This is a genomic window from Heyndrickxia sp. FSL K6-6286, assembly GCF_038630395.1.
In the GTDB taxonomy this organism is placed as follows: Bacteria; Bacillota; Bacilli; order Bacillales; family Bacillaceae_C; genus Heyndrickxia; species Heyndrickxia oleronia.
The window spans coordinates 175001-189946 of sequence record NZ_CP152029.1 but is presented as its reverse complement, the minus strand read 5'-3'; the positions used below and the strand labels follow the sequence as shown (position 1 = coordinate 189946).

The window sequence follows — 14946 nt, the reverse complement described above, 5'->3', positions numbered from 1 at the left end:
ATCCCCCTAGTTTTATTCGACATACTTCTATCATGTCGATCAATCTAGGTTTTTAGACACCTCATAACTTAATTTCTAATTTACTTATAGAATTCTTGTAGTGGACTTTTAATAAATCCTTTTAATTTCAACAATTCATAAGGGTGTTGTTTTTTTTCAATTGCTGCTGTTCTTAATGTTAACAATGGCAATAATTCTCCCTTTTGCATCTTTGATTCTTTATTTTTTTTCTTTTGTTGATTTATTGTAATAGCTTGTTGAATTGAATCTGTTTTTAATACATTTAAATCTGTATCAATCGGGTAATTTTCAACAATTTTGATTATAATTCGCTTAATATCACTCAATTCCAGATTATCAAAAATTCCTAGTGAGGCTACCTCCACAGTTAAATTTTCTATCGTATCCTGTCGCTTATATCCCAAAGTATTTTGTCGTTCTTTCATCGCCTTTTTGATTTTACCTTCATACTCTGTGTTTTGCTTATGATTAATCATCAGATCATCTAGATTAATCATAATATCCTCGTACTTATACATCGCTTTTAAATCGTTTTTACGAATTGCATTAAGCATTGGTTGGATAATTTTCATTTCTTCTTTTGCTGTTTTCTTCAGAACACGTGGAGTAATTCTTTCTTCTTCATTTGATTCGTCAAATAAAGCTCGCTCCTGTGCTAAAATAAACAAGTTTACTGCAACCGAAGTTATCCCCTGACATTCCTCATAAAAAGTCTTTTTCACATCTTCAGTAAGTTCTGAGCGTGTTTTAAGACATTGTAATTCCCATAAAGTTTCTAAAAAGAAATCCCATTCCTCACTGTCCTCAGCCATACGATCCCAAATAATCGCACCGTCACTTGCTGCACGACGAGCTTGTCTGAAGTTACCTTTAAATAATTGCTGTGCCTTTGAAGTACCAATTAATACTGTGGGGATACCAACTGTATTTGATAGCGTAACAAAGAAATTCAGCATTTCCTCTTGGTCGTTCTTGGAATGTAAAAGGTGCTGAATTTCATCGATGACTAGTACACCAATACCATACATACTGGCTAATGAAGTCATATGTAAAAGCATTGTTGATGTAATACGATTTAAGTAGCCGTACTTCTCTAGGTAACGAGTTCCTAATAAGTCATCAATCGCTTTGAAAAAGCTTTTACAAAGTGTTGATAAGCTGCCATCATATGGACAATCAATTTTAAGCCAAACAATTTGTGTACGGTTAAAAGGCTGGCCTTTATACGTCTCATGCTTAATAACTTGAGGATACATAAGTAACAATCGTTCAATTGCTGTTGTTTTACCAATACCAGATATACCGATAATTGATAAACTATCTGCTGTAGAACGAATATAATTCAAGCGCTCATCAATATATTTATGAGCTTTTTCCTCATCTTCACGTAATTGGTGTAATACTCGAATACGTTCAAAAAACGTTTTCTCTAAAGGATTTCGAGCTAAGTAACCTCTACGTATTAGCGTAGAAAGTCTCCGTTCTACTTCAAAATGAATTGGTAAAGGCTGAATAAAGTTTTTCACACGTTTTAGCACATGATATCGGATATTCGTTTCACTTTGCTTTTCTTGCTGTGTAATACGTGGGGTCACCATAAATCGCTCTAGTACATTGTCTTCATCGAAAATACATGGAAGAGCTTCGATGAATGGATTGTTACTATACTCAGATAAAGCTTGTTCCCTATATGTTGCTTTCCCAAAATCACCTTTAAGGACAAGATTATTCGTCTTTTCCAAACTTCTCATCTCGCTTCTTCTTTAGTTTTTCCATTAGACGCGAACTGGATTTTTTAGGTATGTCATCTTGCACTTTTTCTTTTGTTACAAAATCAATAATATCTGGTTGATCACTGACTACAGCTAGCGATAAATCAAACTTCTCCTCTACACGATTTAACTGTTTTTCCGTATGTTTGTTATCTCTTATCGAAACAATTTTTTCTTTCTTACTTGTCGGTTGATTGAATGATTGCTTTTTCTTCTTCTCTGCTTTTTTTATTATTTCATTCATCATGGCATCCGTATTAATTGTTAGCTGTACTTGATGAGATCGTTCGATTTCTTCCAATTCACTACGTAGCTGTTGATAAAAAACGATTTCCTCTAAAAAGTCGTTTCGATACTGTTGGCTTGGCTCAAGTAATATACACGCTTCATAATCCATACCATTATCATGAGGAATATATATCTTCTCGACATTACGAGGATCATAAACAATTTCAATACTGCGATTTTTTAACTTCAAGTACCACTGTTCTTCAATTGCTTGTCGTGAACCATATAACAAGTTTTTAAACTTAATACCGGCTCTAGAAATTGTTGCCTTGCCACGTGGTAACACATTTAAGCGTAGAATATTACGATCGATTGTTCTTAATCGCCCTTTACGATTTTGAATGCCCCAGTTCCATAAATTAACTGGTGTTGGTACTAAACCGTCTGTAATCATTTCTTTTTCCATTGGATATTTATCAATGATTTTATGATTATGATGAAGGACTAGCGTAATAATTAATATTGTGAACTCTTTAAGATTTAACGTAGCATCTAAACGATAATCTTGATCTCCACGTTCTCGATATTCCTTTTGAATTGCACCAGGAGCCTTCTGTTTTATCTTGCCGTTAAACGTACGAAATTTGCGCTCAACAATTCCTTTTAAATCTCCTCGGTATGCTGTCGTATTTTCTATTTTTATATTTAAGTTATTGATTAAATTTTCGACAGAATATCCTTCAAACTCTCCACGATCTGCAATAATAATTTCAGGTAAATGTTTTGTTGGCCATTGTTCCTCAGTAATCTCGATTCCATATTTCTTACAAAACTCCACCTTGTCTGCTACCATATTATCTAAAGCCATCATCGCTCCAATCCATGAAGGTCCTTCTAATCCAACATATAGTCCTGTTATTATTCGTGAATACACATCAATGACAGCATAAATAACAGGGCGACCAATGACTTTATTTACATCCAACGAGCTCACTAAATAAATATCTGCAATTGTAGCATCAATTTGAAAGCGAGTACCTGGACCATTCGTTTCCGATTTTGAATCACTTAAAATAGGACGATGCTTCAGTTCATATTCTTTAGCACTTTTACGGAACTGAATATCTTTCTTTGGATCTTCTATTTTCTTAAACCAATAGTAAAACTGATTGTAAGACGGTATTCTGTTTACTTCCCATACTCTATATTTCATTTCACCATTTTCTTTATAACGGTCGGAATAAAAATCACGCAATATGAAATGATAGACATCTTTTAATGAGTAGTTGTTCGTTTTTCGGTAAAATTTATTAATGGCATGCTCAAACTGTAGCTTCACTTCGTCTGTTATATTAATACCAGTTTGATAATCGCCATGAATGTTCACTCTACGTGGACGACCTGTTTTGGCTTCTTTCAAAGACTTTGCTTTACCCTTGCCACCAGAATTTGCATAGTCTGGTAACATGGAATTTTTATTCATACCACGCTGCCAATAACGGCTAAGTAATTTTTTTATTTTCGTTTTTCCAACTCCACTTGTCTTAACGATTTCAGTAATTTTCTTTTCTCTTCCTTTTTTTCGTAGTAACTCACTTATATTAGGGAGGATATATTCTTCTACTGTTCGCCAATCTTCTTCACGTTTACGAATTTGGACTTCTGTGAGCTCATTATCTGGGATAGCTTTTGCATAAGGATCACTTACAACAAGCAGTTCATCTTGATTCATCTCTGTTTGTAAGTTTAAATAAAGTTCCCTTTGGGGCATAGCACTTGTCGTATCAATATTGACTATATATACATAAGATTCTTCTATCTCAATAACACGTAATCTTCTTGAATCAGATACATATTGAAGCACTTGGTTAATCAACATCATCCGTATTTCACCTTCTTCAGATTGCTATCATCAATCGACTTAATGGTGATTGGCTTTTCCAAATTTAAAGGCTCAATCATATCTATGATGATGATTTTTCGAGATAATAAATGATAAAACAACGTTACACCACTACCAAAAGGCAAATGCGTATCTGTATCAAATTCATTTGTGATTTTACGAATGCTTTCTGTAGTTCCTAATAGCCTTTGCATTAAAGAAATAGATAAGTCTTCAATATGCTGTGCACTCATTTCTCGAAATACATCATAATCTCGAATGTCATAGTAATCGTGGATATAACTGATGTTTCTTGCCATTGTTTTAAGTATTTCTTCTTCTGTTACAATGCCCCAATCAATTCCTTTTCGATGCCAATACTCACGTTCAATCTCAAACTTTTCAAGTATACGCTCTTTTAATAATTCATCCTTCATTTTAATTGTATGAGCTACTTCAAATACGCTTTGTCCATTATTAATCGTTAATAAAAAATCCGTTGTCATCACAATCGGTTCTCCCGTTCTAGGATCGGTAGGATGTTTAATACCTAACTCATCTGCAATGACAATTGTTTCTTCAAATGGAAGTAAAGGAAATTGTTCACGAATATCAAGAACCAAATCCGAATATTCGGTAATATAAAAGTAGTTTCGTTCTAAATCTGATAAAAACTCATGCTGCCTTTTTGTCTTAATTCCTTTCAAGCGAGTAGATCTACCTAACGAAGATACATCTTGGATCTTTAACCATGGTTTATATTCTTGTATCCACCTAAAAAACTTGTTCCAACTCCCCTTCCCCCTCAACCACCCTCAAACCCTTGCTCCTACTGACTTCAAGCCATTTTCCAATATTCTCCGCCTAATAAAGTCGTTCCCGCATTTTCCCCACATTTATCTAATTTTTGTTCAGATTTTACAACCATTTTGGACTAAAAAAGTCGTTCCATAGTAGAGTTAAGGGATTAGGTTTTAGGGGAAAAGAAAAAGGAATAAAGGCTCGAAAACCCTTATTCCTTCTGGCTTTTATTCTATTCCGAAAAACTGAAGGTCTCCAGATATTGCTATGGATTTCCTTCGATCTTGATACGACTTTATTTGTCCTGAACCGAGTTTTTTTGGTCAGGAGCGAGTTTATTGGGTGAAGACAATTCTGAACCAATTCCTGAGCCACGACCTTCCTTAATCCACTTCTCAATTTTAGATGTTCTTTTTCTTTTAGACATAAAAACACCCCTTTAGACAATCATATCTAAAGGGGGAAAGCTTCGCAACTTTCTTTAAAACATCGTGACTTTCTTCAAAACATCGCATCTTTTTTATAAACATCGCGACTTTATTTCAAATCCACAATCACCCAATAAACAATTCTTTTCCTTATTCCACCGTCACACTCTTCGCTAAGTTACGTGGTTTATCCACATCACAATCACGATGTAATGCCGCATAATATGCAAGTAGCTGTAACGGTACCACAGAGACAAGAGGTGTTAATAATTCATGTACTTCTGGAACGACGAAGCGGTCTTCGTCAGTTTCTAAACCTTTCATGGAGATAATGCAAGGGTTGGCTCCACGAGCGACAACTTCTTTTACATTTCCACGAATGCTCCAGTTGACATTTTCTTGTGTTGCTAAAGCGATGATTGGTATTCCATCTTCGATTAAGGCAATCGTGCCGTGTTTTAATTCTCCGCCAGCAAATCCTTCAGCCTGAATATAGGAAATTTCCTTCAACTTCAGAGCTCCTTCAAGACATACGTAATAGTCAAGGGCACGCCCGATGAAGAAAGCATTGCGTGTAACTGTGAAGTATTCATAGGCCATCTTTTCAAATTCTTCCTTCGAATCACAAAGAACTTCCATCGCATTCGCGACGATACCAAGTTCGTGAACAAGATCAAGATCACCTTTATTGCCTGTTACGCTTGCTAAAATAGCTAGTACAGCAATTTGAGCAGTGTACGCCTTCGTTGAAGCAACAGCAATTTCAGGACCTGCATGTAATAATAATGTATAATCCGCTTCACGGGATAATGTTGATCCTGGAACATTTGTAATAGTGATTGCTTTATAGCCTAGCTCTTTCACCTTCACGAGTACTGCACGACTATCTGCTGTTTCTCCACTTTGAGAGATAAAGATAAATAATGGCTTATTCGATAATAATGGCATATTATAGCCCATTTCACTAGCAACATGGACCTCTACTGGAACTTCAGCAAGCTTTTCAATCATTTGCTTTCCAACAAGACCAGCATGATAGCTTGTGCCACAAGCAACGATATAGATTCGATCAGCTTCATTCATCGCTTGAATGATATCAGAATCAATTGTTAAATCACCATTAATATCTTGGTAAGCTTGAATGATTTTTCTCATCACAAGTGGTTGTTCATCAATTTCCTTCAACATATAGTGAGGATATGTTCCTTTTTCAATATCACTTGCATCTATTAATGCTTTATAAGGTTCTCTTGAAATCTTTTCCCCTTGGAGATTTTCGATGATGATTTCATCCTTTGTTACAATCACCATTTCTTTATCCATTAGCTCAATGAATTGATCAGTTACTTGAATCATTGCCATTGCATCACTTGCAATGACATTAAATTCTTCACCTACTCCAACAAGTAGTGGGCTTTTATTTTTTGCAACGAAAATCGTATCATCATTTTCAGCATCTAGTAAGGCAAGAGCATATGATCCATGTAGAAGTGTTAATGTTTTACGAAACGCTTCTTTAGTACTTAATCCCTCTGAAACAAATTTCTCTACAAGCTGAACAATAATTTCAGTATCTGTTTCACTTTTTAAAGTGACACCCTGTAAATATTCTTGTTGTAATAAGGAATAGTTTTCGATAACCCCATTATGAACAAGTGTAAATCGACCAGATGCACTTTGATGTGGATGGGCATTTTCCTTACTTGGCACCCCATGAGTTGCCCAACGAGTATGACCAATTCCCATAGTAGCTAACATTTCGTTATTAACAACTTCTCGAAGATCAGCAATACGTCCTTTTTCTTTATAAACATGAACACCTTGATCATTTTTCACAGCAATACCTGCTGAATCATATCCTCTATATTCAAGCTTTTCTAACCCTTTTAATAAAAGCTCTTTCGCATCTTGATTTCCAATATATCCTACAATACCGCACATTTGTATTCTTCCTCCCTAATAAAGGGGGCAAGATACCAGGAGGCACACTTGCCCCCTTATCTCTGTTTTTTATTTAATGTCATTTTTGTGCGTTTTTACAGACCAAGCCTAGATTCACATTTCTTTTTCCTTTGTCCACCGAGTCACCTCAAGTGATTTGAGAAAAAGATCTCGACTATGTGGGAGTCGGGAGGTATCCGCCGAAACTTCGATAAACCTCCACCTCGTCAACTAAACAATTTTATCCGATCGTTGTTTAGTTCTGGCGCTTTGTGTTGCTTACTTCATTAAAATTCTACTACAATCCTCCTTTTTTCAAATTGGCAAGTAAAAACAAGATAATCATATACTACTTTATTTATTTGGTCAACCAAAAGATTCTTTAGAATCTCATAACATAAAAATATGCATAAGGGCTCTATTTCGTTCCCCTTATGCATATAATTCCACTTATTCCTCTGGTAAGCCCATTTCCGCTTTGACTACTTCAGCAATTTTATTCACATAACTTTCACATGCTTCCACTGTTGACGCTTCAGCCATTACTCGAACAAGTGGCTCTGTTCCAGATGGACGTACTAGAATCCGTCCGTCTCCAGCCATCTCACCTTCCACTTGTTTAATAATTTCTTTTACTTTTTCGTTTTCAGTTACATGATGTTTATCACTGACACGGATATTTACAAGCTTCTGAGGGTATTTTTTCATTTCGCCTGCTAACTCGGACAATTTTTTATTTGTTGCTTTCATGATATTTACTAACTGTAGACCCGTAAGTAACCCATCACCCGTTGTATTGTAATCTAAGAAAATAATATGACCAGACTGTTCCCCACCAAGGTTATAGCCGCCATTTTTCATCTCTTCAACAACATATCGGTCACCTACAGCTGTTTGAACACTCTTTATTCCTAATTCTTCTAAACCTTTATGGAAACCAAGATTACTCATTACTGTTGAGACAACCGTCCCTTGTTTAAGACGAGCTTCACCTTTTAAATACTTCGCACAAATAAACATGATTTGATCGCCATCAACGATTTCACCATTTTCATCGATTGCAATAATTCGATCTCCATCTCCATCAAATGCGAGCCCTACATCTGCTTCTTTTTCTTTCACAAACGCAGCCAAGCTTTCTGGATGGGTTGAACCGACACCGTCATTAATATTTAATCCATCCGGTGATGCACCCATTGTCGAAACATCTGCATCTAAATCAGCAAATAAATGAGTCGCTAAAGAAGAAGTCGCCCCATTTGCACAGTCAAGAGCAATGTGGATATCTGTAAATTCTTCATCAACGGTTTGTTTTAGAAATTGAAGATATTTTTGACCACCTTCAAAATAATCATTCACTACCCCAAGATCGCCACCAACAGGTCTTGGCAAATGATCAACGGATTGATCCAATAATTCTTCAATCTCAGCTTCTTGCTCATCTGAAAGCTTATATCCGTCTGAACCAAAAAATTTAATGCCATTATCAGCAACTGGGTTATGAGAAGCAGAGATCATAACTCCCGCTTGGGCTCCTAAAGCTTTTGTTAAATAAGCTACCCCAGGGGTAGAAATTACACCTAATCGCATCACTTCAGCTCCAGTAGATAATAACCCTGCAACTAAAGCGCCTTCTAGCATATGTCCTGAAATGCGTGTATCTCGACCAATGATCACCTTGGGTCTATCTGTATTTTTCGTTAAGACATATCCACCACAGCGACCTAGTTTAAAGGCTAATTCAGGTGTTAATTCCGTATTAGCTATTCCTCTAACTCCATCTGTACCAAAATATTTACCCATTCGAATACTCGCTCCTTCTACTAATACTATACTTTGCAATTAAATATTTTCGTCTTCCTTCTCTGTTAAGCGAATTTTCACTGTTTTATTCGACAGCTCCCATGACACATCATTTGGTCCTTCAACCTTTAAATTAACATCATGATCGCCTGGGGCTAGACCTGACAAATCCATCAATATATTAAAGTCGTTTGCACTGATAGCCTTTAACGAATTGCTCGTGCCCATTACTGTCAAATCCACCATTCCATTGGCAGGTGATAAAAATTGCATTGTATAGTTTTCATTCATTCCTGTACTACTTACCTGGATATCGCGTATCGTTTTTTCTTCTTCTTTATCACTAATATTTAACTTGACCCTGACGACTTCTGGTTCAATTTTGTTTACACCTTTAGGCACTTTTAAATGAACATCAAATTCAGTGTCCTTATCATATTTACTTATATCTACATCAACACTTAACGCCTTGATATCTTTTAATACATCATTACGTCCATAAATCTTGATGCTTTTTGGCTCTGTCGTGATGCTGTTAATCACTACACCATCTTTTTCATCACCAATGGGGTTCACTGTAATTGGGACGGTTTTACTCGGATTCTTTACTGGAATCGTCACTTCTACAGTATCTTGATCAACCTCTACATCCAGCTTATTCAAAGACTTGTCTAAAACTTGAACCTTAGCATTTCGTGTGATTGTTTGGTTAATTTCCTTCTTCGCATCAATCGTTGCTTTAACATATGTTATTTGATCAATCACATTTTTGGCACCAGTAATCTTTACTACTTTTGGATCAACAATAGGACTTTCAGACTCAAAACCACTAGCTAAAAGATTCGTATTAAATTCTGCATCTACTTTAAATTCTTTTGTTACTTTCTCCTGGACATCAACGGTTGCATAGGCAGGTGAAATTTTAGCGGTTAACTTATCCGATAAATCCTTATATTTAAGCTTCACTCGTTGCTTTCCAATCTCAGCATTACTCAAATCAATATAAACCGTGAAATCCTTAAGATTTTTTGTTGTTTTTACTAAACTTTTTGGTCCATCTATCGTTACATCAACCGTTTCTGGTGCACCAGTGACAACAAAATTTTGTTGATCATAGATAAGTTCGACCGGCATGTTTTCAACAACGTCATTTTCTACCTTTTGTTTCACATCTTTATTCTTATCATTATTTTCAATACTCACCGATACATAAAGAAGCAAGGCGAGGAATAAAGCAACAATTCTAATAAACCATTTATTATCCATAAATTTATCCACGCTTCTTCACCCTCCAATTCCATATTGATGAGGAAGCTTGCTTATTCATAGAAACCATAAATTCTTTTTGAAGAAGTTCCTTGAACTGTTCAATCTTTAAATCACGGTGTAGTTCACTATTTTTTGTTAATGAGATCGCACCTGTTTCTTCAGATACCACAATGGTTAAACTATCTGTTACTTCACTTATTCCTATTGCAGCACGATGCCTTGTTCCCAACTCTTTCGAAATAAAGGGACTTTCCGATAGAGGAAGATAACAAGCCGCAGCTGCCACTTGATTCTTTTGTAAAATCACTGCCCCGTCATGTAAAGGTGTATTAGGGATAAAAATATTAATCAGTAATTCTGAAGAAATCGCAGAATTCAATGGAATGCCCGTTTCTATGTAATCACCTAATCCCGTTTCTCTTTCTATGGATATTAAAGCACCTATTCGGCGTTTAGCCATATAACTTGTGGCAGTCACAATTGCATCAATAATTCTTGATTGCTCTTCTTCTTCCTGCATTGTTCCCCTTGAAAATAACTTTCCTCTACCTAATTGCTCTAGTGCACGCCTTATTTCTGGCTGGAAGATAATGATCAGGGCAAGAAATCCCCAATCAAGGGTCTGCGCCATAATCCAATCTAGTGTCGTTAAACCCAAAAAATTACTTAAATTACGTACAATCAGAATAACAATGATCCCTTTTAATACTTGTACTGCCTTTGTACCGCGGATCACCATTAAAAGTTTATATATGACATACCATACTAGGAGTATATCGACAATATTTGCAATATAATCGAAAAAATTGAAGTCTGCAAACGGCATGTTCCATCCTCCATTAGTTTTATATCCATCAAGAGCCGTTAAAAAATTTCCTATTTAAACCTCTACATTATACCACATATTTGTATTCAAAAAAAATTACTTGAGGAACATCTTATTCCCTATTAATAGTAAAAAAGGGCCCTTTATCCAAGGTCACCCTCTCTTTTTGGAAAAATTTCAGTTAAATAAACTGATAACTTCCTTGCCACCATTTTTTATTTGATACCATAACCAATCAAACATTTCATTTATTTCTTTAATATCACCAGTTACATTTCCGGCTGATGCCATATATTGATCCCCATTAATAACCGTTACATCCCCTTCAACCTTTCCCTCTATTCTTAAATCACCATTTTTTACAATGAGATCACCTTTAATCGTTTCCCCTTCTGGGACGATGACTGTGTGGTTTTCAACTTGTAAATTAGGTTGCTTTGTAAAAGAGAATTCCTGGTTATTATTCCAAAAGGAGAATATACTACCACCCATTAAAATAATAAATAACGATGCCGCAGCCAAAAATGGATGACGGGAGAACCATCTTTTGACTTCGACTTTCCGCTTTTCTTTTGGCAATCTTGCCATTACCTTTGATGCAAAGTCATTTGGTGCAGTGATTATTGAGGTACTCTTTATAAATGCACTTGTCTTTTTTAATTCATGGAAGTGTTTTGCACAGTCTTGGCATGATTGAAGATGTTTCTTCAGAGTTGCTTCATGCTCTGTGGATATATCTCCATCCATATATTCATGCATATAGAGAATCATTTCTTCAGAACAAGTATTCAATTTCGTTCTCATCCTCTCTATAAATTTCGAAGTTGCTTTCTCAAAGCTTCACGTCCTCTATGAATTCGTGTTTTAACCGTTCCTAGAGGTAGATCTAGCATTTCACTAATTTCAATTAATGAAAGCTCTTCAAGATATTTTAATACAATAACCGTTCGATACTTCTCAGGAAGAGAAAGAATAGCTAGCTGTATCGTTTCTTGCAACTCAAAATCCTCAACTTCTATATCTGGTGTTTTTCCCGCTGCCGCTACTTGGGAATACAAGGTTAAGCCATCTGTACCTGCAACCTCAGCATCAAGATAATAATCAGGCTTTTTCTTTCTTAACCGATCAATACATAGATTTGTTGCAATCCGATATAACCAGGTTGAAAATTTCCTCTCCTCTTTAAAGCTGTGAATATTGATATAGGCGCGAATGAAGGCTTCTTGTGCAATATCCTCTGCTTCATGTAAGTTGCCTAACATCCGGTAGCATATTTGAAATACTTTGTCCTTATATATCTCTACGATTTCCTCGTATGCATTTTGGTCGCCTTTTAACACTTGTTTTATTCTTTTTTTAACTAATAATTCCATTCCTATACCCCCGCCCCAGCGGCTATACATTGTTACGAATGAATAGCTAAAAGGTTTCAAAAAAAAATATTTTTATTTTTATTTTATCAAATATCTACCAACGGATGTTTGTTTTTTAACAAAAATGGATAAATAAAAACAAATCTGTAATTATTCTGGTTATAATAATTGATAACGAGATATCATCTCCTTTTAATGATTAAAACAAAATACAGTAGTTAAAACAACTACTGTATTTGCATGATTATAATAATTTTTCTCCAAACAATGAACCCATTAAGGCGACTGCAACCATCGCTGTGCGATTCCTTTCATCGAGTATCGGATTTACTTCAACAAATTCTGCAGATGTAATCATACCTGATTCTGCTAACATCTCCATTGCTAAATGGCTTTCCCGATAACTAATTCCCCCTAAAACAGGTGTCCCCACACCAGGACAATCACTAGGGTCTAATGCATCTAAGTCAAGAGATAAATGAACACCATCTGTTTTGTCCTTTAGATAACTAATTGTCTCTTCCATCACTTTTGTCATACCTAAACGGTCAATTTCGTGCATAGTATATACTTTGATTCCTTTATCTTTAATCAGTTCCTTTTCCCCTTCATCAAGGTCTCTCGCACCGATAATGACAATATTTTCATGCTTTACTTTCGGACTATATCCCCCTATTTCTGTTAAAGTTGGATGTCCATGCCCAAGACTTGCTGCCAATGGCATTCCATGTATATTCCCCGAAGGTGAAGTATCAGCAATATTTAAATCCCCATGAGCATCATACCAAATAACTCCTAGATTACTATAATGCTTTGAAACTCCTGCTAACGTCCCAATAGCAATACTATGATCACCACCAAAGACTAATGGGAAATCACCCTCTTTTACTATTTCATCGACCTTTGATTCAAGGATTGCATTCGCATCCGCAACCGCTTTCAAATTTTTCATATTTGTTTCTGGATCTTGTAGTCGTTCAGCAGCACCGATCTCAATATCTCCATGATCAGCTACCTCATAACCTAGCCTTTCTAAACGTTCAATTACATCTGCATAGCGAATTGCACTAGGTCCCATATTAACTCCTCTACGTGCTTGACCTAAATCCATTGGAACACCAAGAATAGATATTTTTTTTGTCATTATTATTTCCCCTCTCTCAAACCCTTCTATTTCTATTTTAATACGTCATAATCTTCTGACTCAACTCAACAATTTTTTGTATATATATGCAATTTGAAAGAGAAGGTATTTTTAGAAAAGAGAGGAATCTAGCCTACAAATAAAATAAGCTGCCTAAATAAATTAGACAGCTTTTGCTATTACTTGGTTTCTTCTTTATTATCTTCTTCCCACTTAGAAACTCCATCATCCTCATCGAATTCAATAATCACATCGGCAACACCCTTCTCGGCCATGATTCTCTCTTCTAAGCGGTCTTTTATATCATCGGCTTCTGCTACTGTTAAAGTTGGATCAACTTCAATTTCAAGTTCAACATGAAGCTCCTCTCCCTCTTTAACGACTGTGATATCTTGTATATCTTTAACGCCAGGGTCTTGCATTACGATGTTGCCAATTTTCTCTTCCATTTCTTCGTCTGCTTCTCCTAAAGCCCCTGCAGCATTATCTAAGAATACCTTTCCAACAACAAAAAACATCATAATCCCGATTAATACAGATGCGATTCCTTCTGCTTGGTGGAAGGCAGTAAAATGGGATATTGTAACCGCAATAACTGCTAGTAGCCCACCTAATGTGGCTACTGTATCCTCCATAAAGACTAATTTCGTAGCAGGCTTAGCTTTTCCTAAATGCTTAAAGCTTTTAAAAAAAATGCTTGGACCCTTTGCTTCTTCTCCAGCATCATGAAGGATCTCTCGCATTGCTTTAAATAAGACAAATCCTTCAAGGATAACAGCTGCTCCAAGAACTAGAACATTAATTAGAAACCCTTCGGAAGCTGTTGGCTTTACTATATGATGAAAGCCTTCCTTAATCGTTTCATAAGACATAATCCCAACAATTAATACTGCCCCTAGTAATACTAAATTAACAAGACGTCCAAAACCATTTGGAAATCGATCGGTCGGAGCCTTTTTACTTAGTGCGGATCCAATAAAGACAAAAAATTGATTGGCAGCATCTCCTAAACTATGCATAGTTTCAGCAAACATAGCCACATTTCCAGTAAAGAAAAAAGCAATTCCCTTTATAATTGAAATAACTGCATTCACAATAGCAGCGAGCATGGCTGATTTATTCCCATGCTTTAATAGCCTTAATACCTCTAACATATATCTACCTCAACTTTCCAAAGACTTTCAAATAAGTATGTATTAATAAATTTTTTTGATAAGGAGAATCGTTTCATCATTAGTCCAGAAATTATTGTTTTAATTATACACAAAGATGTTTAATTACAACTACTATTTTCAGTTACATTTTTTACATATTTAAACTCCATTATTTTAAAATTAGTCTCTTTCCTCAAACAATGTTGCTATTTGAGAAAAGTTTAACTAACAACTATCGACTGAAGACCACTACACCTTTCCATTTCACTGAGAAAAGCACTATAAACTCCATAAGCACCCCTGA

At 35.7% G+C, this 14946-nt stretch carries 11 protein-coding genes and 1 pseudogene; all 12 read right to left on the bottom strand.

Annotated features, from left to right (window positions below):
* Positions 1-80: 80 nt before the first annotated feature.
* Positions 81-1772: an ATP-binding protein gene (locus tag MHI39_RS01065; RefSeq protein ID WP_342540503.1), complete on the bottom strand. Its 1692-nt coding sequence runs from the start codon at positions 1770-1772 to the stop codon at positions 81-83.
* Positions 1747-3903, bottom strand: coding sequence for a Mu transposase C-terminal domain-containing protein (locus tag MHI39_RS01060; protein WP_101356532.1), 2157 nt, complete (start codon positions 3901-3903; stop codon positions 1747-1749). Before MHI39_RS01060 ends, MHI39_RS01065 begins: the two co-directional genes overlap by 26 nt.
* Positions 3900-4667, bottom strand: a pseudogene (locus MHI39_RS01055) (TnsA endonuclease N-terminal domain-containing protein); the annotation flags it as partial. The pseudogene MHI39_RS01055 and the gene MHI39_RS01060, both read right to left, overlap by 4 nt.
* A 332-nt stretch (positions 4668-4999) precedes the next feature.
* Positions 5000-5131 carry a hypothetical protein gene (locus MHI39_RS01050; protein ID WP_342540502.1) on the bottom strand — a complete coding sequence of 44 codons (132 nt, stop codon included), beginning with the start codon at positions 5129-5131 and terminating at the stop codon, positions 5000-5002.
* A 151-nt stretch (positions 5132-5282) separates the two neighbouring features.
* The gene (gene glmS / locus MHI39_RS01045; protein WP_342540501.1) at positions 5283-7073 is read right to left on the bottom strand and encodes a glutamine--fructose-6-phosphate transaminase (isomerizing); all 1791 of its coding nucleotides are present in this window, start codon (positions 7071-7073) and stop codon (positions 5283-5285) included.
* 450 nt (positions 7074-7523) lie between these two features.
* Positions 7524-8876 carry a phosphoglucosamine mutase gene (glmM, locus tag MHI39_RS01040; protein ID WP_058004325.1) on the bottom strand — a complete coding sequence of 451 codons (1353 nt, stop codon included), beginning with the start codon at positions 8874-8876 and terminating at the stop codon, positions 7524-7526.
* Positions 8877-8915: 39 nt separating this feature from the next.
* Positions 8916-10154 (bottom strand): CdaR family protein, encoded by a 1239-nt coding sequence (locus tag MHI39_RS01035; protein WP_078110658.1) that lies wholly within the window; start codon positions 10152-10154, stop codon positions 8916-8918.
* Positions 10147-10971: a diadenylate cyclase CdaA gene (gene cdaA, locus MHI39_RS01030; protein WP_058004309.1), complete on the bottom strand. Its 825-nt coding sequence runs from the start codon at positions 10969-10971 to the stop codon at positions 10147-10149. Before cdaA ends, MHI39_RS01035 begins: the two co-directional genes overlap by 8 nt.
* A 177-nt stretch (positions 10972-11148) precedes the next feature.
* Positions 11149-11775 carry an anti-sigma factor gene (locus MHI39_RS01025; RefSeq protein WP_058004310.1) on the bottom strand — a complete coding sequence of 209 codons (627 nt, stop codon included), beginning with the start codon at positions 11773-11775 and terminating at the stop codon, positions 11149-11151.
* Between the two features lie 5 nt (positions 11776-11780).
* On the bottom strand, positions 11781-12344 hold the full coding sequence (gene sigW, locus MHI39_RS01020) for an RNA polymerase sigma factor SigW (RefSeq protein ID WP_058004311.1): 564 nt from the start codon (positions 12342-12344) through the stop codon (positions 11781-11783).
* Positions 12345-12588: 244 nt separating this feature from the next.
* A complete protein-coding gene (rocF, locus tag MHI39_RS01015; RefSeq protein WP_058004312.1) occupies positions 12589-13488 on the bottom strand; it encodes an arginase in 900 nt (299 codons plus the stop codon).
* Between the two features lie 179 nt (positions 13489-13667).
* Positions 13668-14642, bottom strand: a complete 975-nt coding sequence (locus tag MHI39_RS01010) for a cation diffusion facilitator family transporter (RefSeq protein ID WP_259548601.1) — start codon at positions 14640-14642, stop codon at positions 13668-13670.
* Positions 14643-14946 lie beyond the last annotated feature (304 nt).